The following is a 22,897-nucleotide window of genomic DNA, read 5'->3' as shown; positions in this document are numbered from 1 at the left end:
CACGCTTTTCAAATCCTGTCCTTCGAAAATCCAGAGGAAACTTCATGGCAACCCCAGTTGATGTCGTCATCATGGCCGCGGGCAAAGGCACGCGGATGAAAAGCAGCTTACCCAAGGTTTTGCACCGATTGGGCGGGAAGGCTTTGCTGCAGCATGTCATCGAATGCGCTGCGTCTTTGTCAGCGCGCAAGGCGGTCGTCATTACCGGCCATGGCGCTGAGGTTGTTGAGGCCGCCTGCCAGGGCTTTGCGCAGCAGGAATCAGGCGCGGATTCGAAGCTCAGCCTGCAATTTGCGCGTCAGGAGCCACAACTCGGTACGGGCCATGCGGTGCAGCAGGCAATTCCCCTGCTGGCCGACGATGGCGTCACCCTGGTGCTGTCGGGCGATGTGCCGCTGACCCAGGCCACGACCCTGCAGGCCCTGCTGGCGCAGTGCGACGGCCAGCGCCTGGCGCTGCTCACGCTCAGCATGGCCGACCCCACGGGTTATGGCCGTATCGTGCGCGTGCAAGCGCACGCCTCCGAGCCCTTGCGGGCCGGCAACGAAGCCTCGGCGCAGGTGCGCGCCATCGTTGAGCATAAAGACGCAACGCCTGCCCAGCGCGAGATCCGCGAAATTTACAGCGGCATCATGGCCGTGCCCACGCGCCTGCTGCGTGCGTGGCTCTCCCGGCTGGACAATCAAAATGCCCAAGGCGAGTATTACCTCACCGACATCGTCAAGTTTGCGGTGGCTGATGGCGTGGCCGTGGTGGCGCAGCAGATTACCGATGCAGCCCAGGTTGCCGGCGTGAACAGTCCGGTGCAACTGGCCGAACTGGAACGCGTGTACCAGAGCCGCCTGGCCACGGCGCTGATGGAGCAAGGCGTGCGGCTGGCCGATCCGGCGCGGCTCGATGTGCGCGGCACGCTGCGCTGCGGCCAGGACGTGGAGATTGACGTGAACTGCGTGTTCGAAGGCCAGGTCACGCTGGGCGACGGCGTGCGCATAGGGGCCAACTGCGTGATCGCCAACTGCACCATTGCAGCCGGGGCCATGATCCATCCCTTTACGCATATCGACGGCGAGAAGCTGGGTGTGCAGATCGGCGAGGGCGCGTTGATCGGGCCCTTTGCCCGCTTGCGGCCCGGCGCGCAGCTGGGCGCCGAGGTACACATCGGCAATTTTGTGGAAGTCAAAAATGCCACCCTGGCCAAGGGCGCCAAGGCCAACCACCTGGCTTACCTGGGCGACGCGACAGTGGGCGAACGCGTGAACTACGGCGCCGGCAGCATCACCGCCAACTACGACGGCGCCAACAAGCACCGCACGGTGATTGAAGCCGACGTGCACATCGGCAGCAACTGCGTCCTGGTGGCGCCGGTGACCATAGGCGCGGGCGGCACGGTGGGCGGAGGCTCAACCATCACCAAAAGCACGCCACCGGATTCGTTGAGTGTGGCGCGGGGCAAGCAGGTCAGTTTGCCTAACTGGAAGAGGCCGGTGAAGGCGCCCCGCCAGCCTTGAAGGCGTTTTCTTCGGGTATTCCCGGGGTGGCTTGAATGGCGGTTACGTGACGTAACATATGCCCAGCGGCACTCGCAATGAGGGCCGTTCATTCCAATAAATCAACGAGGGGTTTTTCATGTTTCAACAGCTCAGGCGTGTTGTCCTGTTCACGGGTATTGCCGTGTCTGCGTTTTTGGTGGGTTGCGCGGGCCCGGCACCCAACTATGCGCCGTCCATCGACAACGTCGAGACGCTCAAGAAAATGGACGGCGCGCGCGCCGTGAAGACCGGCGTCATCAGCGTTGCGCCAGACCTGCAGGGCGGCGCCTCGCTCAGCCTTCGCGCCAATACCATGACCTCGCCCGTCGGCAAGAACTATGGCGACTACATCGCCGCGGCGCTGCGCCAGGAACTGGAACTGGCCAAGCTGTACAACCCGCAATCGGGCGTTGAAATCAGCGGCACCCTGCTCAAGAACAACATCGACGCGGGCGGTATGAGCACTAACGCCGGGCAGATAGAGGCGCGCTTCGTCGTGACGGCCAACGGGCAGGTACGCTTTGACAAGGTCAAGCGCATAGAGCGCAAGTGGGAAAGCTCCTTCGCCGGCGCCGTGGCCATTCCGCTGGCGGCCAACAACTACCCGCTGATGGTGCAGTCGCTGGTCGCCTCGCTGGTGACCGATCCCGACTTCGTCAAAGCCATTCGCAACTAAGCCGGGACATCCATCATGAACCGATTTGTTGGCTATGTTTTTTCCGCGCTGGCCTGCGTTGTATTGTTTGGCTGCGCACACCCCATCACCATGAACCCGGACCTCGCGGCGGTCACCTTGCCCACCGGCGCCAGGCCCATCGCAAAAAAAGTGGGTTACCACATCCCTGATGCCTTGCGTTCGGTGGAGGTGACAACACCCGGCGGCGGCGGTGACAAGGTGCGTTACTTCCCGTACCGCGATATCGAACCGGGCTTCTATAAGGCGCTGTCCGAAGCCTTCAGCAGCGTGACCAAGGTTCAAAATCCCAAGGACTTCGCGGCGCTGCAGGCTGGCGGTGTTGCATTGCTGATCACGCCGGAAATCACCACCAATTCGTCTTCCGACGGCGCATTCACCTGGCCGCCCACACAGTTCACAGTCAAGCTGGTTTGCACCATTGTCGATGCCGGTGGCAAGCCCGTCGAGACGATACGGGTCAGCGGTGAAGGCGGCGCTACTTTCTCGGAATTCAAGAGCAATTTCTCGCTGGCTGCTGTGCGCGCTTCCAACGACGCGCTGGCCAAGCTGGTCAAGGCGCTGGTCGAGTCGCCCGCGCTGCGCAAGTAAGCACTTTCAGGCCGGCCGGCGGTCGGCCTGAAACCTGGCCCACTTATTTGATGCGGTTGACCAGGAACACCCCAAAAATCGCCAACCCTCCGCCAGCCAGCAAACTGATACTCAAGGGCTCCCCCAGAATCAGCCAACCCAGCAGCACGCCAAACACCGGCACCAGGTTGTTGAACACCACGGTGCGTGCCGCGCCCAGCTGGCGCAGGCCTTCGTAGTACCAGACAAAAGCCACCGCGGTGCCGAGCACGCCGAGAAACGCCAGGCCGGCCCACACCTCAGGGGTGAATGATTCGGCATATACGCTGGCGATGTCGCGCAGGGCCAGCAGGCCCAGGAACAGCGTGCCCCAGATGGCGGCCCAGAGCGTGGCCAGCACGGGTGACAGGCCCTGCAACAGCTTGCGTCCCAGCAGCGTGTACACCGCCCAGGCGCACACCGCGCCAAACATCGACAGCTCCCCCTTGCCAAGTGACTGCGCGATTTGCGAAAGGTCGCCTCGCGTGACGACGATCCACACGCCCAGCAACGCCAGGGCCACACCCAGCCAGCGCACTGGCGAAAGCCGGTCGCCCAGGAATGCGGCGGCCAGCAGCAGTGTGACCACCGGGTTCAGGGCAATGATGAGCGAGGTGCGGCCTGCCGGCAGCACGGAAAGCGCCGTGAAGAACAGCAGGTTGTAAATAAAGATACCGGTGGCGCCCAGCGCCATCGTGCCCAGCAGCTGGCGGCGCGACAGTGTCGTGAGTGCGCGCAGGCCTTCGGTGAAATTCAGCGCCACCAGCAGGGCCAGCGTGGCAAACACAAAGCGTATGAAACCCGCCGTGGCGGGCGGCAGGTGGGCTGAGATGACGCGCCCGGCAATGAAGGTGCCGCCCCAGAGAAATGGCACGCAGGTCAGGCGCAGGTACAGGCCCAGAAGGCTTTTACCAGCCGGCGGAGTCGTGGGCACAATGCCGGGCAAGGGCGCTGCGGTGGAAGATGTGGCTGTGGCTGTCATGCGGTTTTTATTGGAAAAAAGACTGGCATCGGTTAGATTGATGCATGAGATTAACTGCTATTTAGTTCACCATCAAATGAGTGTTTACTCATCATTGCCCATGCACCGCTTTACCGTTTTACCGCTTTTCCAAGCCGGCCATGACACTCGCCCAACTTGAAGTCCTGATCACCCTCGATGAATGCCGCAGCTTTTCACGCGCGGCCATGCGGCTGGGCACGACGCAATCGGCCGTCAGCCATGCGCTGCGCGCGCTCGAAACGCAGTTCGGCGTCAAGCTCGCACAGCGCGACGCGTCCGGCGTGGCCATGACGGATGCCGGTGAGCGCCTGCTGTTGCGCGCCCGCGAAATGACCGCCCTGGCCGCCACCATGACGCAGGAGCTCGGCGACGCCCGTGAGCTGAAAACCGGCACGCTGCGCATCGGCTCGTTTGGGCCCACATCCACCGTCAACCTGCTGCCGCCATTGCTGGCTGCCTTTAAAAAGCGCCATCCGGGCGCGCAGGTGCGCATTGAAGAGGAAAGCGACGAAGTGGTGGACGACTGGCTGCTGCAAAAGCGGGTGGAACTCGGTTTTGTCGTTGTGCCCGACGAGCGCTTTGAGGTGCTGCCGCTGGTGCAGGACGAGTTTGTCGCCATCCTGCCGGCCAAACACCCACTGGCCAAACACAAGGCCGTGCCGGTTACCGCTCTGACGGGGCTGGACTTTGTGCTGACGGAGGCCGGCTGCGGCCCGGTCATTGTGCCCATCCTGCAGAAAAACATCGCGCTGCCCAAGGTGCTGTATCACTTCACGCAGATCATTTCCATCCTGCAATTTGTGCAACAGGGTTTGGCGGTATCGGTAGCTGCCCGCCTCGCGCTGCCCGACGCACCCAGGGGCGTGGTGTACCGGCCCCTGTCACCGCCGCAGCCGCGCACGGTCGGCCTGGCCTGCCTGGATGTGGCCAAACTCTCGCCGCTGGCACGCGCCTTCTGGAACACCGCCCGTGAAGGGGCCAGAGTGCACTGAGTCAGTTTGCTACTTATTTGATAGCTGCTTGCGCTTGTCCTGATTGGATTTCAGCCGGTTTCTTTCTAAATCAATGAGGGTTGCATAGGGGCTTTTCTGCCGGCTTACCCGGCACCGCGCCGCCGGTGCTCACGAGTGGGTCCATCAAGTACCATCAGCCCATTCCGCAGGCTGGCGCGCGACATCGCAGCACGGAAAACAACAGGGAGGCCGGGGTCATGATTATCTGGAGCATTGTTTGGGGTGCCGTGCTGGGCTGGTTCTGGCCGGGCTATGGCGATTTCGGTGTTTTTCTGGGGGGCTTCCTCGGTTTGTTCGCCGGCCTCTCCTTGCGTTGGGCCGTGCGAGCCGAAGTCGAGGCTGCACACAAAAAGCATGCGCCGCAGGTGAGGGCGGCGACCGCATCGGCACAGCATCCGCCTGCCATGCCGCGCGGCAGCATCCAGGTTGAGGAAGACGACGGCGGATTCAGGGAATTTGAAAACACCGCTCCTTCGCCCGTTGCCCAGCTTCCTGCACGTGCACCTGCTGCGCCGCAAACCATGGCGCCAGCGGCCGCCAGCGCTCTCAGTGCCGTCAGCAATGAAGAGGCATCCCTGCAAGAAGACCTGGCCCCGAACGGCCTGCCGCGCGGTCAGGCCGCCCCCGCCAGCCGGCCGACATACACACCGGCCCAGCCCAATGCCATCGAGCTGGCCCTGATTGCCGGCAAAAACTGGTTCCTGGGCGGCAACACCATCGTGCGGGTCGGGCTGGTCATTTTGTTCATCGGCCTGTCGTTCCTGGCGCGCTACGCGGCATCGGCCGGGCTCTTCCCGGTGGAATTCCGCCTGGCGACCATCGCCGCCGCGGCGATCGCGCTGCTGGCCGTGGGTTTTCGCAAGCGCACGGAAAAGCCCGGCTTTGCACTCGCTCTGCAGGGCGCCGGTGTGGCGGTGATGTACCTCACGGTGTTTGCGGCCTTTCGCATGTACGGCTTGCTGCAACCGTTGCCGGCCTTTGGTTTGATGATTGTGGTGTGCGCGCTGAGCTGTGCGCTGGCATTGCTGCAAAACTCGCGTGCGCTGGCGGTGGCGGCCTTCGCCGGAGGTTTTGCCGTGCCGATTCTGCTGTCGACAGGGCAGGGCAGCCATGTGGGTCTCTTCAGCTATTACTCAGTGCTGAACCTGGCCATTTTGTTCATTGCCTACAAACGTTCGTGGCGCATCCTGAACGTGGTGGGTTTTATCGCCACCTTCGGTGTGGCCACTGCCTGGGGTGTTCTCAAGTACACGCCAGAGCATTACGCCAGCACCCAGCCCTTCCTTATCGGCTTTGTACTGATCTATCTTTTCGCCGCCATCCTCTATGCGCGCAACACGCCCACGAAGCTCGGCAACGCCGTCGACACCATGCTGGTGTTCGGCACGCCGCTGGTGGGCTTCGGCCTTCAGGCCGGGCTGGTGCGCACCATGGAACTGGGCACGGCCTTTTCGGCACTGGGCTTTGCCGCGCTGTACCTGGTGACGGCGATGGTGCTGGTGCGCCGGGCGCTGTCCAGCTACCGCCTGCTGATTGAATGCTTTATTGCAGTGGGTGTGGGTTTTGCCACGCTGGCGGTGCCGCTGGCGCTTGATGCAAAGTGGACCTCGGCTGTCTGGGCGCTCGAAGGCGCGGGCGCGTTCTGGGTCGGCATGCGGCAGGCGCGCTGGATGCCGCGCGCTTTCGGCTTGCTGCTGCAGGGCGTGGCCGCCATGGCGTTTTTGGGTGGGCTTGATGACGCAGGCGCGTTGGGCAACCCCGTATCGGCCATTCCGTTCGGCAACCCGGCCTTTATCGGCGCCATGCTGATCGCGCTGCCGGCGCTGCAGCTGGCCTGGTGGCTGCGCCGGCCCCTGCCGCACAGCGAGTCTTCGTGGGCCAAGGCCTATGCCGGTGTGGAGTCGCAGCTCAGTGTTCCTGTTTACCTCTACGGTTTTTTCTTTTGGTGCCTGGCCTGGTTGCTGGAAATCAACCGCCGTGTGCCGGCGCTGGAGGCCGATGCCTTTCCCCGGCAGGCCTTTAGCGACCGCACCACCGGCCTGCTGATGATGCTGGCAGTGGTGGCCAGCGCGGCCTTGTCGATGGTGCTGGGCCTGAAGAAGCAATGGGCGGTGGCGACCTGGCCCGCGCGCATCACCGTGGGTGTGCTGGCGCTGGGTTATGTGGCGCAGGCCGGTCAAGGCTACCGCGTGCTCGCTACGCCGGCGTGGGCCGTGTGGCCGGCGGTGCTGGTGCTGCATTACTGGATGCTGCGGCAGACGGACCGCCAGGCGTTGGCGCAGGCTACGTCCACTGGCGCCTCTCAGTCGCCCTATGGTTTCCTGCACGCCGCAAGCGCATGGCTGGTGACCTTCCTCCTTGCAGACTGCCTGTGGTCGGGTATCGGCAAGGCCGAGCTTTGGCGCACTTCGTGGGCCGGCGTGGTCTTGCTGGTCAGCGCCATCGCGGTGCTGATGCTGCTGGCGGTCTGGGCGGGGCGGGCCAACAGCGCGGCCCTGCGACAGGGCGCGAAGTGGCCTCTCAATCCGCATGCCCAGGCTTACTACTGGTATGCAGCCTTGCCGCTGGCGGTGCTGGTGTTCTGGGGGGCTCTCGCTGCCGCCGTCACTTCCTCGGGCCGTACCGCGCCCCTGCCTTACATCCCGCTGCTCAACCCGACCGACCTGACGCTCGCGCTTGCGCTGGGCAGCCTGGTGTTCTGGCGCCGCGTGCTGGTGACGGCCGCGCCGCCGCCGGGCAATGCGGGGTGGGTCACCGGCCGCAATGCGCTGGTGGCTTTGGCCTTGCTGGTGTTTGTCGCCGTCAATACCGTGTGGCTGCGCATCGCCCACCATTTCTTCGGCGTGCGCTGGGATGCCGACGCGCTGTTCGGCAGCTTCGTGGTGCAAACCGGTTACGCCATTTTGTGGACGCTGCTGGCCCTGAGCCTGATGGTGCTGGCGCACCGGCGCGTGCAGCGGCCGCTGTGGCTGGTGGGCGCAGGCCTGCTGGGCCTGGTGGTCGTCAAGCTGCTGTTGATTGACCTGTCGAACGCCGGCGGTGCGGAGCGCATCATCGCGTTCATCGTGGTGGGTGTGCTGATGCTGGTGGTGGGCTACTTTGCGCCGCTGCCGCCCAAGGCCGCTGTTGCTGCCACTTCGGAAGATCTCTTGCCCGCGGGTGCGGGTGACCTGAAAGAAGCCCAGTCATGAAAATCAACCAACGCTTTTTAACGCTGGCGCTGTCCGCCGGACTCGCAACCCCGCTGCTGGTGCAGGCCGCCGACGCCGCGGATGCCGGCAGCGCCAAATCGTATGCCGTTCGCATACCCGTCACGCTGGCGCCCGACGCGCCGCTGCAGCGGCTGCTGGTGCCTGCCGAGGCCCTGGTGCGGCTGCAAAGTGCCGGTTATGGCGACCTGCGCCTCTTCAACGCGGCGGGTCAGCCGGTGCCCATGGCGCTGGCCAATGTTGCCGCGGAAACGGCGACGCAGGAGCAGCAGGTCAAGCTCACGGCGTACCCCATTCTGGGTGCCGCAGGCGCTGCCGGCCTGGAAGGCCTGTCGCTGCGCATTGAAGAGCGGCAGGGCCGGCGCGTGGTGCAGCTCAACACGGGCAGCGGCGCAAACACCGCGGGTGCAGCTTCATCGCAAAAAGTGCTGGGCGCGCTGCTCGACACACGCAGCGTCAATGCGCCTGCCGCCCGCATGACGCTGGACGCCGACCTGCCGGTCGGCCAGCCCGTCAGCTTTAATGTGCAGGCCAGCAAGGACCTGAAGAACTGGCGGCCCCTGGCCGACACCGTGCTGTACCGCGCCGATGCTTCTGCCAAAGCCGCGAGCCTGGGCGACAACAGCCTTGCGCTTTCCATGGCGGATTTGAAAGACCAGTACCTGCGCATCACCTGGGGCGACGCCGCCGTCACCCTGCGCGGCGCCACGCTGGTCACGTCCCGCAGCACGGCCCTGCGCCAGCGTGTGGGCGCCACCATGACCACGCCGGTGCTGACGAATCCCCATGAGCTGACTTTTGCGTTGCCCTTTGCCACGCCTGTTGCCGCTTTAAAGATCACGCCGCAAGGCAGCAATGTGCTGGTGCCCATCCGCGTGCTGGGCCGTAATGACCGCAACCAGCCCTGGGCTTTGCTGGCCAGCGCCGTGGTCTACCGGATGACAACCGCAGGTAAAGAGCAAACCAGCGGGCCGGTCGAATTGCAGGGCTCATCAGTGCGCGAAATGAAGATCGAAGCCGACCTCAAAACGCCGGGGTTTGCCGCCGCGCCTGAAATCGTCCTGCAGTTTGAACCGGCGCAACTCATCTTTCTGGCCAGCGGGCAGGGCCCTTTCACCCTGGCTGCGGGCCTGGCCAGCGCAACGGGCGCAGCAGGCGCTTTTCTGCCCATGGCCAGCCTGATTCCTGGCTATAAGGCGCAACAGGAAAACGCCTTGCCTGTCGCCCAGGCCGACGTGTCCAAAGCAGACGTCACCGGTGGCAGTGCCGGTGCGGCCGGCCCGCTGGTGGCGGCGCAGCCCCCCAGCCAGGGCATGCCCACACGCAGCCTGGTGTTGTGGGGCGTCTTGCTGGCGGGCGCGCTGGCGCTGGGGCTGATGGCGTGGGTGTTGCTCAGGCAAACCCGGCAGGCGCCGAAACCGGAGCAATAGTTTCCGGCGCGTTTCCCGACTCGCGTCGGGCGCTTTTGCAGATTACCGGACGCTATGATTTTGATAGCTGCTCGGGCAGTTATTCATTGCGCTAGAAGCACTTTTGGTTCAAATTTTGCGCGTTTGGTGCTGAAAAAAGCCTTTACGTTGCGCACATTCGCGTCGCTGGTAAAAAGCCGCTGCGCCAGCGCCAGGTAGCGCGGCATGTCGGCCACATGCACCACCAGCATGAAGTCCGGCCCCGGTGAGACGCGGTAGCACTGCTGCACTGCTTCGTCCTGCACCACCCGCGCCTCAAACGCTTCCTGCTGCTCGGCGCCTTGACGATCCAGCGTGATTTCGACCAGGGCCGTCAGCCCGTGGCCGGTGAGGGCGGCCAGTTTGTCGGGGCTGAGCAGTGCGATTTCACGTTCCACCAGCCCGGCATCGCGCAGGCGTTTCACGCGGCGCAAGCAGGTTGGCGGCGAGATATGGACGCGTTCGGCCAGCGCCTGGTTGCTCAGTGAGGCATCGGTTTGCAGGCTGGCCAGTAGCTTCACGTCGACGTCATCAATGGTTATTTGTTCCATTCAATAAATATAAATGAAATTTAATTCAATAAACTGAAATGTATGAAATTAAATTCCATTAAATAGAAAAAATAGATCACATTGGAAAACTGTAAATACGTAGCATCACCGCATTGATCTTCAGGAGACCTTCATGTGCGGCATTGTTGCTTCCGTTTCGACCCGAAATATCGTTCCCATCCTGGTGCAGGGTTTGCAGCGCCTCGAATACCGCGGTTATGACTCCTGCGGCGTCGCCGTGTACGCCGGCGGCCTGAAGCGCGCGCGCAGCACCTCGCGTGTGGCCGAGTTGCAGGAGCAGGTGAGCGCTGACAAACTCGAAGGCGGCACCGGCATTGCCCACACCCGCTGGGCCACACATGGCGCGCCAGTCGTTCACAACGCACATCCGCATTTCAGCCATGGCAGCGGCGCGGGCGCCACGGCGCGCGCAGGCAAGGTTGCACTGGTGCACAACGGCATCATCGAAAACTACGAAGAGCTGCGCGCCGGCCTCAAGGCCAAGGGCTATGTCTTCGACAGCCAGACCGACACCGAAGTCATCGTGCATTTGATGGACAGCCTGTACGACGGCGATTTGTTCGAAGCCCTCAAGGCCACCGTCGCGCAACTGCACGGCGCGTATGCAATCGCAGCCTTCTGCAAGGACGAGCCGCACCGCGTCGTCGGCGCGCGCGCCGGCTCGCCGCTGATCCTGGGCGTGGGCAAAGACAAGACCGAGAATTTCCTCGCCAGCGACGCCATGGCCCTGGCCGGCGTGACGGACCAGATCGTCTATCTCGAAGAAGGCGACATGGTCGACATCCAGCTCGGCAAATACTGGGTGCTCAACAAAGAGGGCAAGGCGGTCCAGCGCGAAGTCAAAACCGTGCACGCCCACAGCGGCGCCGCAGAGCTGGGCCCCTACCGCCACTACATGCAAAAAGAAATTTTTGAGCAGCCGCGCGCCATTGCCGACACGCTCGAAGGCGTGGAAGGCATCGTGCCTGAGCTGTTCGGCGACGAGGCTTACCGCGTGTTCAAGGATGTTGACTCGGTCCTCATCCTGGCGTGCGGCACCAGCTATTACAGCGGCTGCGCGGCCAAGTACTGGCTCGAGTCGATTGCCGGCATCCCCACACAAGTCGAAGTGGCCAGTGAATACCGCTACCGCACCTCAGTACCCAACCCGAAGTCACTCGTCGTCACCATCACGCAAAGCGGTGAGACCGCCGACACGCTGGCCGCACTGCGCCACGCGCAAAGCCTGGGCATGACGCAAACCCTCACCATCTGCAATGTGTCAACGTCGGCCATGGTGCGCGAGTGCAAGCTCGCCTACATCACCCGCGCGGGTGTGGAAATTGGCGTGGCTTCCACCAAGGCCTTCACCACGCAACTGGCAGGCCTCTTCCTGCTCACGCTGGCCCTGGCCCAAAGCAAAGGCAAGCTCAGCGACGAAGAAGAAGCCGGCCACCTCAAAGCCATGCGCCACCTGCCCGCCGCCCTGCAAGCCGTGCTGGCGTTAGAGCCGCAGGTCATCAGCTGGGCCGAAGACTTCGCCAAGATGGAAAACGCACTCTTCCTCGGCCGCGGCCTGCATTACCCCATTGCGCTCGAAGGCGCGCTCAAGCTCAAGGAAATCAGCTACATCCACGCAGAGGCCTACCCCGCCGGTGAACTCAAACACGGCCCCCTGGCTTTAGTCACCAGCGAGATGCCAGTCGTCTGCGTAGCGCCCAACGACACGCTGCTCGAAAAACTCAAAAGCAACATGCAGGAAGTCCGCGCCCGCGGCGGCGTCCTCTATGTATTGGCAGACGCCGACAGCCACATCGAAAGCGGCGAAGGCCTGCACGTCATCCGCATGCCCGAACACTACGGCGCGTTGAGTCCACTGCTGCACGTGGTGCCGTTGCAGCTGCTGGCGTATCACACGGCTGTGGCGCGGGGGACGGATGTGGACAAGCCTCGCAATCTTGCGAAGAGTGTGACCGTCGAATGACGGTCACGGTGCGCTAGCGCTGTTATTCAGCGCAATTAAGGCCGTAAACAGGTTATTAAAGTCGTAAACACGGCTCCAGGATCTATGCGGGTTTGCGGGCAACAGACATACCCACGTCGGGAGTCGTGGGCGAGCCCGCAAACCAATGACTGCGGCGAGGATCCACTAATAGGCCAAAAGGCAGAGATTTTGCTAGCCCAAGCAGACAGGAAAATCCTTGTTCGTCCGAAAGGTGTCCTGCAAGCAGTTGGGTTAAAGAATGGGACTTCTTCAACCCATATCTGGACATGCAATGACTGAGCCCATTAACGCCGATCGTTCCTTCCCAATCCCTTTCACTCGCCGCAGCGTGCTCGCCAACGTAGCCGCCTTGAGTGGGGCTTTCATCGGGCTGATGGCCACTGCCCCCCCGGCGCGATCTGCCTCAGTCCCAGTGGCCAATGAAGGCAGAGTGCCCGGTTTTGTGGCACGCAATGCCGAAGTAAACGGCACGCGAATTCACTATCGCGTAGGCGGTAGCGGCCCGGCCGTGGTACTTCTGCACGGTTATGCGGAGACCAGCCACATGTGGAACCCGCTGATGCCGCAACTCGCGAAGACCCATACTGTTATCGTCCCCGACCTTCGCGGCGCCGGTGGATCGGCCAAGCCGGAAGGCGGCTATGACAAGAAGAACATGGCCGTAGATATCCATGAACTCGTGAAATCGTTAGGCATTAACAACGCCGCTGTTGTGGGCCATGACATTGGACTCATGGTGGCTTACGCTTATGCTGCACAGTTCCCGAACGAAACCAGCCGCGTGGTGCTGATGGATGCTTTTTTGCCGGGCATCGGCAACTGGACAAATGTGTGGCTTTTGCGTGATTTGTGGCATTTCCATTTCCACGGAACAACGCCGCTGGCTCTTGTCAAAGGACGTGAACGAACTTACTTCGAACATTTCTGGAATGACTTTGCTGCCGACTCCAAGCGCTCGTTGTCGGAACACGACCGGCGTCTTTACGCAAGCGCCTATGCGCAAGAAGGAGGCATGCGCGCGGGCTTCGAGTACTTCAAGAATTTTGAAAAAGATGCTGCCGATTTCGCGACCCTGGGCAGTGTCAAGCTCGCCATGCCCATGCTGGTGCTTTCGGGTGAAAAAGCCGGAGGCACTTTTCTGATCGAGCAAGGCCGACTCGTTGCGAACGATGTCAAAGGCGTGGTCGTGAAGGGCTCTGGTCACTGGCTGATGGAAGAAGCGCCTGACCAGGTGATCCCTGAGCTGCTTCAGTTCCTGAATTAGGCACGGATCGTGCATTCGCACCAGCCAGCCATGGCTCTGCGGTTGTCGGCCACGTACCAGATGGTGCACTGAACGGCAGCTTCGGCAACCTGCAGCTGCCGGTCAGTCACTACGATGCATGCGCTGCTCATCGCAGGTGCTGCGCAGCTGAAGGTCATGGTCTCAATCAATAGCTGCACGTTATCATGCGACTCCGTTGACCGGAATGAACCGAACTCTCCAATGCCATTGACCTCCAACGCAAGCATCGCCTCATCTCCCGAACGCATCTCCCGCCTGCAAGTGATCGCATTGCTGGTTTGTGTCGTTGCTTTTGCATTTGATCTGTTCGAGATAGCGATGGGCAGTGTTCTGTCCGCCGTTTTTTCAGCGCCACCTCATCAGATACCGGGTCCACAACTGGCGTGGCTTCTTTCGTCTGTGTATATAGGCGCCATCATCGGTGCACCCACCTGTGGTTGGCTGGCTGACAGATATGGTCGGCGGCTGGTGCTGACAGGCAGTCTGGCGTGGCTGTCACTGGCGTCGCTCGGTGCCGCATACAGTGCGGAGGCATTGCAGCTCGGAATTTTCCGCGGGCTGTCCGGAGTCGCGCTGGGGGCATTCCCTCCATTGATGGTGGCCTATATGGCTGAGATCATGCCGGCTTCGCGGCGGGGTATGCTGTTGTTTATCGTCTCCGCGCTGGCCTTCCTGGGCCCGCCGCTGGGCATCTTTTTAATTCGTGAATTGGCGCCACTTCAGCCCCTGGGAATGGAATCCTGGCGCTGGGCTTTCGTCGCCGGCTCATTGGGAGCGGCGATCGCTGGCTTATTTTTCCTGTGGCTTCCCGAATCGCCCCGATGGCTGCGGGAAGGTGCACAAAGACAGGCATCGGGCCAGCGTGCGTATGAAAGTGCGTCACGTTGGGAAACCTCGCCGACCGTTATCGGTCTTCGCTCCCGCGTGAGCGACAGCCCTTCAACCCAACAGACCACCGATTGGCAAACGCCTCGCACCCGGCATGGCGTACGTTTGGTTCTGGTGTATTCGCTCAATTTCCTCAGTCCGTGGTTCAGCGTCGGGTTTGGTCTGGTGTCGGGTGCTTTGCTAGTACAAAAAGGCTTCCAGCTCTCCGATACCTTGCTCTACATAGCCATTTCCACCATGGGGCCGACGATCGGCACATTGATCGCCTCGGCCGTCGTAGATCACGTGCCGCGGCGATTGGTGTTGGCGGTATGCGCCGCAACCATGCTGGTATCCGGTGCCATATTCTCCGTAAGCCAAACCATGTTGCCACTGGCCGCTGCTAGCCTGCTTTTCAGTATTTGTTTTGCTTTGTACGTCCCGGCCTTGAATTTGTACGTGGCTGATCTGTTTGCCACCCGCGTCAGGGCCTGGGCGATCGCCAGCGCGTGGACTTTCAACCGTATAGGTGCCGCGTTGTTGCCGTTTGTGCTCCTGCCGGTGCTGAAAAGCGCAGGACCCGTCGCAATGTTCTCCATCATTGCTGTTGCGCTCGTTGCCACCCTGGCTCTGCTGAAGTTCGACCCAGTCTGAGCCATAGCGCGAGGTGTGACCTCGGCGCTGAGAACTCAGTTGGAAGCCGATCCTTTTTGCGCCAGTTCCGCCAACAGCAATGCTGAGGCTCGCAGGTCGCCGGTGTCCAGTCCTTCCTGGAACTGCGTGTGAACCGCCAAGAGCGCTTGGTGCGCCTGCTCATACATACCGCTTATGCCCCACATCCGTGCCAAGCTCATTGTGGCGCGCAGCTCCCAAGCCAGCGCGCCTTGCTGCTTCGCCAACGCTTTAGCCTCCACTAGTAGCAGCTGTGCAGACGGGAAGGCTGCAACGTCGCCGGATTGCAGCAAGTTCTCTGCTTGACCTCTCAGTGCCTCGGGAGCGCACCACCCGACCGATCCGGCACGCACACGCCTGAGCGTGTCCTGCCCGAGCAAGGCGGGGTTGAAAGTGCATAAGTGGTCGCGCATCTTCGCCCTGGACGGATCATTGGATTCCACCAGACTTTGAAGCGGGGAAGATACCTTGCCGTCAGACTCAACAGCAAGACTGAAGGCCGTTTCCCACTCCTGCCAGAAACCGAAATTAAAGCTGCGCGTCACTTTCCGCAAGGAAGCTAGTCGTGTGCGCGCTGCCATCATGTCCCCTCGCCAGATTGCGATGGGAATAGCCGCTAGCGCATAGACCTGTGAAAGCTCTGCCGGATTGTCATCGTGAGTCAGAGCCAGGGCCTGTTGAACAAGTTCCTCGGCCTGCTCTGGCATCCCCATGATCCATCGCTCCCGGGCCATGACGATGCGGATCGAAACACCTATCGCGACATAAGACCCGAAGTACTTGATCGGAATTCCAAGTGCCTGGTTGGCGTACACATACTGGATCGGCTCTGCCGCTTCGGCGTACCGCCCCTGAAAATGCAGCGACTGCGCCAACATCCTGGAGCCTATCAGCTTGCATACCGGATCCATTGCAACCGCTGCCACACGAAGCATCTCCTGCGACCAATATTCATTCTCGGCATAGGCGGCCATCTGAAGCGTGGTGCTGAAATGTACGATGATGGGAGCAGCAGCCAGATCGGGCATGTCGGCAGCGTACGCCATGGCGATAGCCCGGTTCAAACGCTCTGCATACACCGGCTCGTTCTGTGGCAGCTTGTGTGGCAGCATCAATGGAATGGACAGCAGGCGTATCACCATCTCCGGATCGGCGTCAGGTATTCGAGGGAGAGTTTCCACCGCTTTGTTGACCCACTCGTCATACTCCGGCAGCAGCGTGGTCTGGGTTGCCAGTGCCACTGCCGACAAGGTCAATTCCAGGCTGAGGCGAATGTCACCCCTAGAGGAAAAGGCCCAATTTGACGCGGCCCGCAAGTCGTCGGCATAGGAGCTGTAGGTTCGTCGCCATTCCTGTTTCGGTAAAGTCATCCACGCCTTCTCGGCATCGCGCAGAACATCGCGCGCATACAGTGCATGTTGCCGTGCCACCGCGTCGTGTTCGGCAGTCAGCGCTAATTTTTCCTTTGCGTAAACGCGGGTGGTATCCAGCAATCGAAGCACCGCGTGGCCTCGGGCGTCGTTGCTGGCAAGCAGCGACTTGGCCATCAGGTTCAGTATGGTTTCGGTAATTTCGTCGACGTCGTCTTCTTGGAACGAGACCACCCGACTGGCTGCATCCAGATGGAAGCCCCGTGGAAAGATGGCCAAGCGGCGTAACACTGTCTGCTCCAGCCCGGAAAGCAATCCGTAACTCCAGTCCAACATGCGGGCCAAGGTTCGGTGGCGCTCAGGTCCTTGATGGACGGGGTTGGCAAGGGCCAACAAGTGCATTTGCATCTGGCCCACAAGCGCCTCTGTTCCCAGACTGGGCGCGTAAGCCGCGAGCAGCTCGATCGCCAGTGGTATGCCATCCAGTTGCCGGCATACGGCCACCGCAGATGCAACGTTGTCGTCCGTTAATTGGTACTCCGGAGCACTTTGACGCGCGGTCTGGGCGAATAGTTGAATGGCCGGGAAGGTCAGCGCCTCGCTCGCCGACAGGTGGTTCTCGATATCGGGCAAACCCATCGAATCCAGACGGTGCAGACGCTCACCGAGGGACTTCAGCGGCTCTCGACTGGTCGCGAGGACATAGATCTGCGGACATGCCGACAAGACTTTCTCGACCAGATTCGCCACGGGTTCCACGATGTGTTCGCAGCTGTCCAGCACCAGCAACAGATGCTTTCCGCGTATCAGATTGATCAGGACCGATACGTCCGAAACCATGTCTACTTCCATGGCCGAGGCGATGGCGCTTACCAGCAGCCGCGGTTCCATGATGGGTGCCAAGTCGACGAAACTCACGCCGTCGGTATAGCCCGTGCTCAACACTTGTGCCGTAGCAATGGCCAAGGTCGTTTTTCCCAGACCCCCCGCCCCCAGGACGGTGACCAAGCGGTGCTGAGACAGCTTGGTGCCAACTTGCTGGATGGCTTCTTCGCGCCCAAATACCGGTGCGCGCCTAGCGGGTAGGCGCGATGACCGGTGTGGAGCGTTTTCAGGCCCGTCGACGGGGGTTATTCCAGCCGAACCGGGCAACACGAGGCTGAATCCTTGTGCGGGGTGGAACGCGATATAGCCCGAAGCCGGAGACAGCGCTTTCAAACGCCTGTTTAGCCCAGCCACCCGGGACCACAACCGGTTGCTGCTCCCCGCGTCCAAGGCGCCTATGTGTTTGGCCAGCGCAGATCGGCCCACCGCTCCACCGACCTGTTCGACCAGGACAGACATGATCGCTAGATCCCCGCCATCCAACGCCAGCAATTTCCCGTCAAAATGGAGTTCGCCCGCCGCGGCAAACCACTGATAGAGGCCGTAGGCGAAACCACCGGCGGCGGCCTTGCGGCTGTCGATACTGCTACGGTCAGGCATGTTGTGCAATGCCGTTCGCCAAATGCGACTCCAGCTCTCGCATCAGCAAGCGAGCTGCGATGTGGTCTGCGGTCTCTGCTCCTTCCGAAAACTGATTCAGGGTTCGCGCCAGAAGCGCTAAACCTTTGTCCAGGCTCCCTTGAACCATCCACAACCTGGCCAAACTGTGCGCACAACGCAGTTCCCACGACAACGCGCGCTGCTGTTGTGCCAATTGAAAGGCTCGGATCAGGATGGCCTCGGCCTCATCGATGGCAGAAGACCCCGCTTGCTTGTATAAGCCCTCAGCCTGCGCGCGCAGGACTTCAGGCGCGCACCAACCAGCCATGCCGTTTTCGGCGCGGAGCACGCTATCCGCAGTGACCAGATCAGCACATAGCGTGGCCAGCATGTCCACGCTGACTGGGTTGGACGAATCCTTCAACGCCGACAGCACGTCGTTGGCTCCCATGGGACGCCGATGCATAGCCCAGCCCATGTGCAAAACGCGGTGCCATGCTTGCCAATAGCTCTGCGGATGGCGCACGGCATGCTGTCCCAACGAACTCAGCAATAGTTCTGCCCGGGCGTCACCTCGCCAAATAGCAATTGGCACTGCTGCGAAGGCCATGGCATAAGAATAGGCCGACGGGTGTTCACTAACGCTCAGCTTGACGGCATGCTCAGCCACCACAACGGCTTGGTCTACGAGCCCCTGGATCCAGAGGATGCGCGCCAGCATGATGCGCATGGAAACCTGCGGGGAGATTTGATGGTAATACCTGCTGGAGGGGTGGTCGACAGGATCCTCCAGTACACGCTCAATGATCGCTCGAGCTTGCTGGTTCTCACCAAGATAGTGGCAATTGAGCACCATGAAGCGGTCCGACAGCAGCTTGGCAGAGGGGTCGTAAGGATGCTCAGCTATCTGACCAATGCGTTCAGCGATTTCCTTGGATTTTTTGTAGTTTCCAGACCCGAACGAGCAGACGCACATGCTGTAGAGCGCCTCCACGGTATATCGGGGCGAGTTGGTCTCCTCAATCAGCGCGTTGATGCGGGAGAAGATTTTGTCCTCCCCTCCTGGATCACTGACCGCCATGCCGTTGGAAAAGCACAAAGAGGCGAGCAATCGCAATTCAAGGACAGGGGGCGGCGCGGCTACCCTTTCCATGGCCTCCATGGCTACTTTTACGCGATGCAGGTGAAGATCGTAATTTCCCAGTTCGTAAGTCAGCTCTAGCGCGGCACATGTCAGCATCACGCCAAGAAGATCATCACCCTCGGGAGAGAATGCCCAGTCAAGACCGGCGCGCACGTCGTCTTGGCAAGTGCCGTAAATAGCCATCCATTCCGAACGCGGAATTTCGGTTTTCTGCATGCGGGAGCGGTCGAGGAAAGCTTGAAAGTGTTGCGCATGGCGGCGTGCAAGTTGCCGAGCTTCGCCGCTGCCATCGAGCTTTTCCTTCGCATAGATGCGAGTGGTTGACAACAAGCGGTACTGGATGACGTTTCCGCTGGTATCAGTGACCACAAGCGACTTTGCTGCCAAGCTGGCAAGACTATCGATGACGTCCGACGGTCCGACGTGATCGAACGAAACAACGCTGATTGCTGATTCCAGAGCGAACGATGCGCTGAACACAGACAGGCGCCGTAGCACGATACGCTCGAACTCATTGAGCAGGTCGTGACTCCAATCCAGCAGCGCCTGCAGCGTCTGATGACGGGGCAACGCGGTGCGGCGCCCCCGGCGCAGCAGCCTGAACATGTCATCAAGTCTATTGACAAGGCCTCGCAGGCCAAGGCTGTCGATGCGACCGGCTGCAAGCTCAATAGCCAAGGGCATGCCGTCCAATTGCTGGCACAGATGCGCCACCAGCGGATAGTTATCGGGCAACACTGCAAAGCGATCATTGTCAGCGGCGGCACGCTCGATAAAGAGCTGCAGCGCAGGGTACTTGATGGCCTGCTCAAGATTGTCGGAGACTGACGCGTCCGGCAGGCCAAGCGCGGCCAGCCGGTATACCCATTCACCCTCGGATTTAAGCGGCTCTCTGCTTGTCGTGAGCAAATGGATGCCCGGCGCACTTCTGGCGATATGCTCGGCCAGCACCGCTGCACCGTCGATCACATGTTCGCAATTGTCCAGGACGATCAGCATCCGGCGTTCAGCCAGGTAGGTCCGCAATGCGAGCAACGGGTCGCTGGCTGGAAGCGAGACCCCCAAGACGGTGGCCAAGGCGCTCGAAGCCAAGGCGGCGTCGGTGAGAGGCGCGAGATCCACAAACCACACACCGTCTACATAGTTGGCCAGTCGCTCTTCCGCAACCGCAAGCGCCACGGTGGTCTTGCCCATACCCCCGGCCCCTACGATGGAGACGAATCGCTTGGCCTCCAGATGTTTGTGCAGTTCGGATACCGTGTCGGACCTCCCTATGACCTTGGACAGTCGCACCGGCAGGTTATGCGCGACCGCAGGAACAGCCTTGGGCACAGCTGCTGCTGAGAGCGAAGGCTCGACGGCATGCTTGATGGCCATGACAAAGCTGTATCCACGGCCGGGCACGTTCAAAATATAGCGCTCGCTGACACCGCCATCGCCGAGTGCTTTTCGCAGCGCGGAAATATGCACGCGCAGACTGGTGGCCTCCACCACCGTGCGGGGCCAGACGTAGGACTCCAGTTCCTCTCGACTGACGACATCGCCCGCCCGGTCAACAAGGACGATCAGCAAATCCATGGCTCGGCTTCCCAACCGAACCGGCTTGCCGGCTTCGATCAGCAGCTTACGATGCGGATAAAGCAGGAACGGGCCGAACGACAGTGCTGTATCCGGAGAAGTATCGCGCGCGTCTATCATCGGAATTCCTGAGGCGATAAGGCCTAGAAACTGTACCTTGCGGTTAGCAAGGCGGTCCGTGGAGCGTTATAGAACACCGAATCGACCCCTACCGGAGCAATGCGAGTGCGTACGAGAGCATAAGTCTTGTTCAGCAGGTTCTTGATCCTGAGCGACACGCTCCATCGCCCGTTTGGCTCGGTGTAGGTGGCATCCACATTGACATAAGTCTGCTCCGGCGTCTTCAGGTCGGGCGTGTTGGCCACGTCGGTGAATTGGGGGGCAGTGTATTGCACGCTGCCCGTCAGCGCCAAGGCCCCACCACCTGATATGGGCTCCACGTGACGCAGGCTGGCACTCAATGACACATGAGCCGCATATGGCAGGTCGTTACCGGTGAAGTTACTTGCAGCGGCCCCGGTGGGGTTTGCAAACTGATCAAATCGCGCTTGCAGAAATTCTGCCGCCAGTGTCCATTGAGTTTGGCGCGCCAGCTGACCAGCCAGTTCCAGATCCAAGCCATAAGTCTTGGCCCTGCCCGCGTTGACCAGCACGGCATCCGTTACCAGTACCCCGTTGACAGTGCTGTTGGACAGCGACGCCAGGTAGTCCCGGTACTGGTTATAGAACAACGCGGCGCTGGCAGTGAGCTTGCCGTCAAAAAAGCGCCCCTTGCTCCCCAACTCATAGGTGGTCACGCGCTCAGGATTGGCAGCTACCTGCGCGGACAGCAAGGACTCGGCCGCGCGATTGAAGCCCGCAAATTTTGCGCCTTTGGTGTAGCTGCCGTAGAGGAACACGTCGGGTGTCCACTGATGCTCAAGACTAATACGAGGCAGCAGGCCGCTTGTCGAGGTAGACAGGTTATTGGCGTCGTACACCTGCGTCGTTCGCACCTGTTGAGCCTGCGTCAGCCAGAACCGATTGAACCCGGTTTCCCGGGTGTGATATGCGCGCAAGCCCATTGTGAGTGCGGTTTGGGCTGAAAGCGCATGCCGGAGCTGGCCATAAAGGCCGACATCGCGTGTCTGCTGATAGGTCTGTGCCTCGGTGTATCTCGAAGCTGGTGCACCGGGTGGTGTCACCGCAAGAAAACGATCGAATGCGAAGTTGTCCGCGATAAACATCAGCCCCACCGTCCACTGGTTTGCGCCGGCGTCGCGCTGCAACTGCAATTCTTGAGACAGCGTGCGCTGTTCCACGGTCTGGGACAATGTGTACCGCTGCACAGCGAGTCCGCCGAAGTCGGCCACCGTCGGGTCATCGCGGTAGCCGCGCAATGCCGTGATGGACTTGAACACGGTGTCCGGGTTAACTTGGCTTGTTATCTTCAGTGACGTACCCCCTGCAATACGTCGGAAGGCGCCAGCGTCCACCGCCGTAAAAGTGACGCGTGGGGCCGCTCTTGGATCATTCAGAGGAAAGTTCGTTGTGTTGGTGTCCGATGTGTCTTTCAAGCCGTCAATGGACCACACCACGCTGTTTCCGCTGGATGTTTGCCATCGGAATTTCGCGCGAAATTGCGTGGCGTCGAGCTTGTTAACGTCTTTATTCAAGGTGGCGTTGTAGCCAAATCCATCGTTGCTGCGGCGGGAGAATGCGATGCTGGCGGTTGTAGGCGCGTCGGCCGTTCCGCCTATGGCGCCGGTTGCAAAACCATGAACCTCTCTCGCCCCCTGGCTGCCAAAGCCCGCGGATAACCAAGCCGAGCGTTCAGCGGTAGGATCGGCAGAGATGAGCTTCACCGCGCCGGCCGTTAGATTCTGACCATAAAGAGTTCCTTGAGGCCCGCGTAGCACTTCAATGCGCTCCATGTCGGGCAGGTCCCACAAGGCGTTGGCATAGCCGCGCACAAGCGGCACATCGTCGACGTAGATACCCACAGCCTGGCTCATGGCCGGCAATGAAACGCCGACCCCACGGATGCCTACGGCCTGCGGCTGATTGCTAAAGCCGTTCGGCACTGCTACACCAGGTACCAAAGCCACCAAGTCACTAAGCTGGGCTACGCCCTTGGCCTCGATCTCGGCCTCGCCCACCACGCCCACAGACACCGGCGTTTTGCGCAACACCGTTTCGCGGCGCTCAACGGTCACCACCACTTCCTTGAGAGATGAAGTCGCCCCTGAATCTTCGACCGGCAGGCCTTGCGCACTGACTTCTGTCAACCCTGAGACCATCAGTAACGGCGTAAGCAGTCCCGCTGCCACACCTTTGCACGCCCAATATGTTTTATTTTGCATTCTTGAATTGCCCGCCAAGCTAGTCCATTTTCAGCACTCACCCAGAATGATGCAGCGCTGCATTACGTGCGGTGTTAATCGTTGTGAATTTGA

15 protein-coding genes are annotated in these 22,897 nt (G+C 61.0%); 9 read left to right on the top strand and 6 right to left on the bottom strand.

Going from position 1 to position 22,897, the window contains the following annotated elements; genetic code table 11:
* Window positions 1-44: 44 nt before the first annotated feature.
* The 3 genes from glmU (at window position 45) to AC1DYR_RS13260 (ending at window position 2,814) form a co-directional block, all read left to right on the top strand.
* Window positions 45-1,508: a bifunctional UDP-N-acetylglucosamine diphosphorylase/glucosamine-1-phosphate N-acetyltransferase GlmU gene (glmU, locus tag AC1DYR_RS13270; protein ID WP_477705501.1), complete on the top strand. Its 1,464-nt coding sequence runs from the start codon at window positions 45-47 to the stop codon at window positions 1,506-1,508.
* A 118-nt stretch (window positions 1,509-1,626) separates the two neighbouring features.
* Window positions 1,627-2,205 carry a hypothetical protein gene (locus AC1DYR_RS13265; protein WP_457282484.1) on the top strand — a complete coding sequence of 193 codons (579 nt, stop codon included), beginning with the start codon at window positions 1,627-1,629 and terminating at the stop codon, window positions 2,203-2,205.
* Between the two features lie 15 nt (window positions 2,206-2,220).
* The gene (locus AC1DYR_RS13260) at window positions 2,221-2,814 is read left to right on the top strand and encodes a hypothetical protein (protein WP_477694651.1); all 594 of its coding nucleotides are present in this window, start codon (window positions 2,221-2,223) and stop codon (window positions 2,812-2,814) included.
* Between the two features lie 43 nt (window positions 2,815-2,857).
* Here the strand turns inward: AC1DYR_RS13260 and AC1DYR_RS13255 are convergent, their stop codons facing one another.
* The gene (locus tag AC1DYR_RS13255; protein WP_477705500.1) at window positions 2,858-3,814 is read right to left on the bottom strand and encodes a DMT family transporter; all 957 of its coding nucleotides are present in this window, start codon (window positions 3,812-3,814) and stop codon (window positions 2,858-2,860) included.
* A 140-nt stretch (window positions 3,815-3,954) separates the two neighbouring features.
* On the opposite strand from AC1DYR_RS13255, the gene AC1DYR_RS13250 reads away from it, so the two are divergent.
* The 3 genes from AC1DYR_RS13250 to AC1DYR_RS13240 all read left to right on the top strand — a co-directional run bounded on the left by AC1DYR_RS13250 (window position 3,955) and on the right by AC1DYR_RS13240 (window position 9,487).
* A complete protein-coding gene (locus AC1DYR_RS13250; protein ID WP_477701623.1) occupies window positions 3,955-4,827 on the top strand; it encodes a LysR family transcriptional regulator in 873 nt (290 codons plus the stop codon).
* Between the two features lie 218 nt (window positions 4,828-5,045).
* A complete protein-coding gene (locus AC1DYR_RS13245) occupies window positions 5,046-8,039 on the top strand; it encodes a DUF2339 domain-containing protein (RefSeq protein WP_477705499.1) in 2,994 nt (997 codons plus the stop codon).
* The gene (locus AC1DYR_RS13240; protein WP_477705498.1) at window positions 8,036-9,487 is read left to right on the top strand and encodes a DUF3999 domain-containing protein; all 1,452 of its coding nucleotides are present in this window, start codon (window positions 8,036-8,038) and stop codon (window positions 9,485-9,487) included. Before AC1DYR_RS13245 ends, AC1DYR_RS13240 begins: the two co-directional genes overlap by 4 nt.
* A gap of 83 nt (window positions 9,488-9,570) precedes the next feature.
* Here AC1DYR_RS13240 and AC1DYR_RS13235 read toward each other — a convergent pair whose 3' ends face one another.
* Entirely contained in the window at window positions 9,571-10,056 is a 486-nt protein-coding gene (locus AC1DYR_RS13235) for an Lrp/AsnC family transcriptional regulator (protein WP_477705497.1), read from the bottom strand.
* A 133-nt stretch (window positions 10,057-10,189) separates the two neighbouring features.
* Here AC1DYR_RS13235 and glmS point away from each other — a divergent pair, with 133 nt between their 5' ends.
* The gene (gene glmS, locus AC1DYR_RS13230) at window positions 10,190-12,040 is read left to right on the top strand and encodes a glutamine--fructose-6-phosphate transaminase (isomerizing) (protein WP_477705496.1); all 1,851 of its coding nucleotides are present in this window, start codon (window positions 10,190-10,192) and stop codon (window positions 12,038-12,040) included.
* Window positions 12,041-12,332: 292 nt separating this feature from the next.
* Entirely contained in the window at window positions 12,333-13,325 is a 993-nt protein-coding gene (locus tag AC1DYR_RS13225; RefSeq protein ID WP_477705495.1) for an alpha/beta fold hydrolase, read from the top strand.
* Here AC1DYR_RS13225 and AC1DYR_RS13220 read toward each other — a convergent pair.
* Window positions 13,322-13,504 (bottom strand): hypothetical protein, encoded by a 183-nt coding sequence (locus AC1DYR_RS13220; RefSeq protein ID WP_477705494.1) that lies wholly within the window; start codon window positions 13,502-13,504, stop codon window positions 13,322-13,324. The two genes, AC1DYR_RS13225 and AC1DYR_RS13220, sit on opposite strands and share 4 nt — an antisense overlap.
* A gap of 43 nt (window positions 13,505-13,547) precedes the next feature.
* Here AC1DYR_RS13220 and AC1DYR_RS13215 point away from each other — a divergent pair, with 43 nt between their 5' ends.
* Window positions 13,548-14,867: an MFS transporter gene (locus tag AC1DYR_RS13215; RefSeq protein WP_477705493.1), complete on the top strand. Its 1,320-nt coding sequence runs from the start codon at window positions 13,548-13,550 to the stop codon at window positions 14,865-14,867.
* 35 nt (window positions 14,868-14,902) lie between these two features.
* Here AC1DYR_RS13215 and AC1DYR_RS13210 read toward each other — a convergent pair whose 3' ends face one another.
* The 3 genes from AC1DYR_RS13210 to AC1DYR_RS13200 are packed head-to-tail and all read right to left on the bottom strand — an operon-like array spanning window position 14,903 to window position 22,804.
* Window positions 14,903-17,740, bottom strand: coding sequence for an ATP-binding protein (locus tag AC1DYR_RS13210; RefSeq protein ID WP_477705492.1), 2,838 nt, complete (start codon window positions 17,738-17,740; stop codon window positions 14,903-14,905).
* Complete coding sequence (locus AC1DYR_RS13205; RefSeq protein ID WP_477705491.1) at window positions 17,733-20,582, bottom strand: ATP-binding protein; 2,850 nt, start codon at window positions 20,580-20,582, stop codon at window positions 17,733-17,735. Before AC1DYR_RS13205 ends, AC1DYR_RS13210 begins: the two co-directional genes overlap by 8 nt.
* Before the next feature lie 23 nt (window positions 20,583-20,605).
* Window positions 20,606-22,804 (bottom strand): TonB-dependent receptor, encoded by a 2,199-nt coding sequence (locus AC1DYR_RS13200; protein WP_477705490.1) that lies wholly within the window; start codon window positions 22,802-22,804, stop codon window positions 20,606-20,608.
* Between the last annotated feature and the right edge of the window lie 93 nt (window positions 22,805-22,897).

Source organism: Polaromonas sp. P1_F9 (assembly GCF_056405615.1).
Note: the sequence above shows the minus strand (reverse complement) of the source record. Positions and strands in the feature narration are given on the sequence as shown.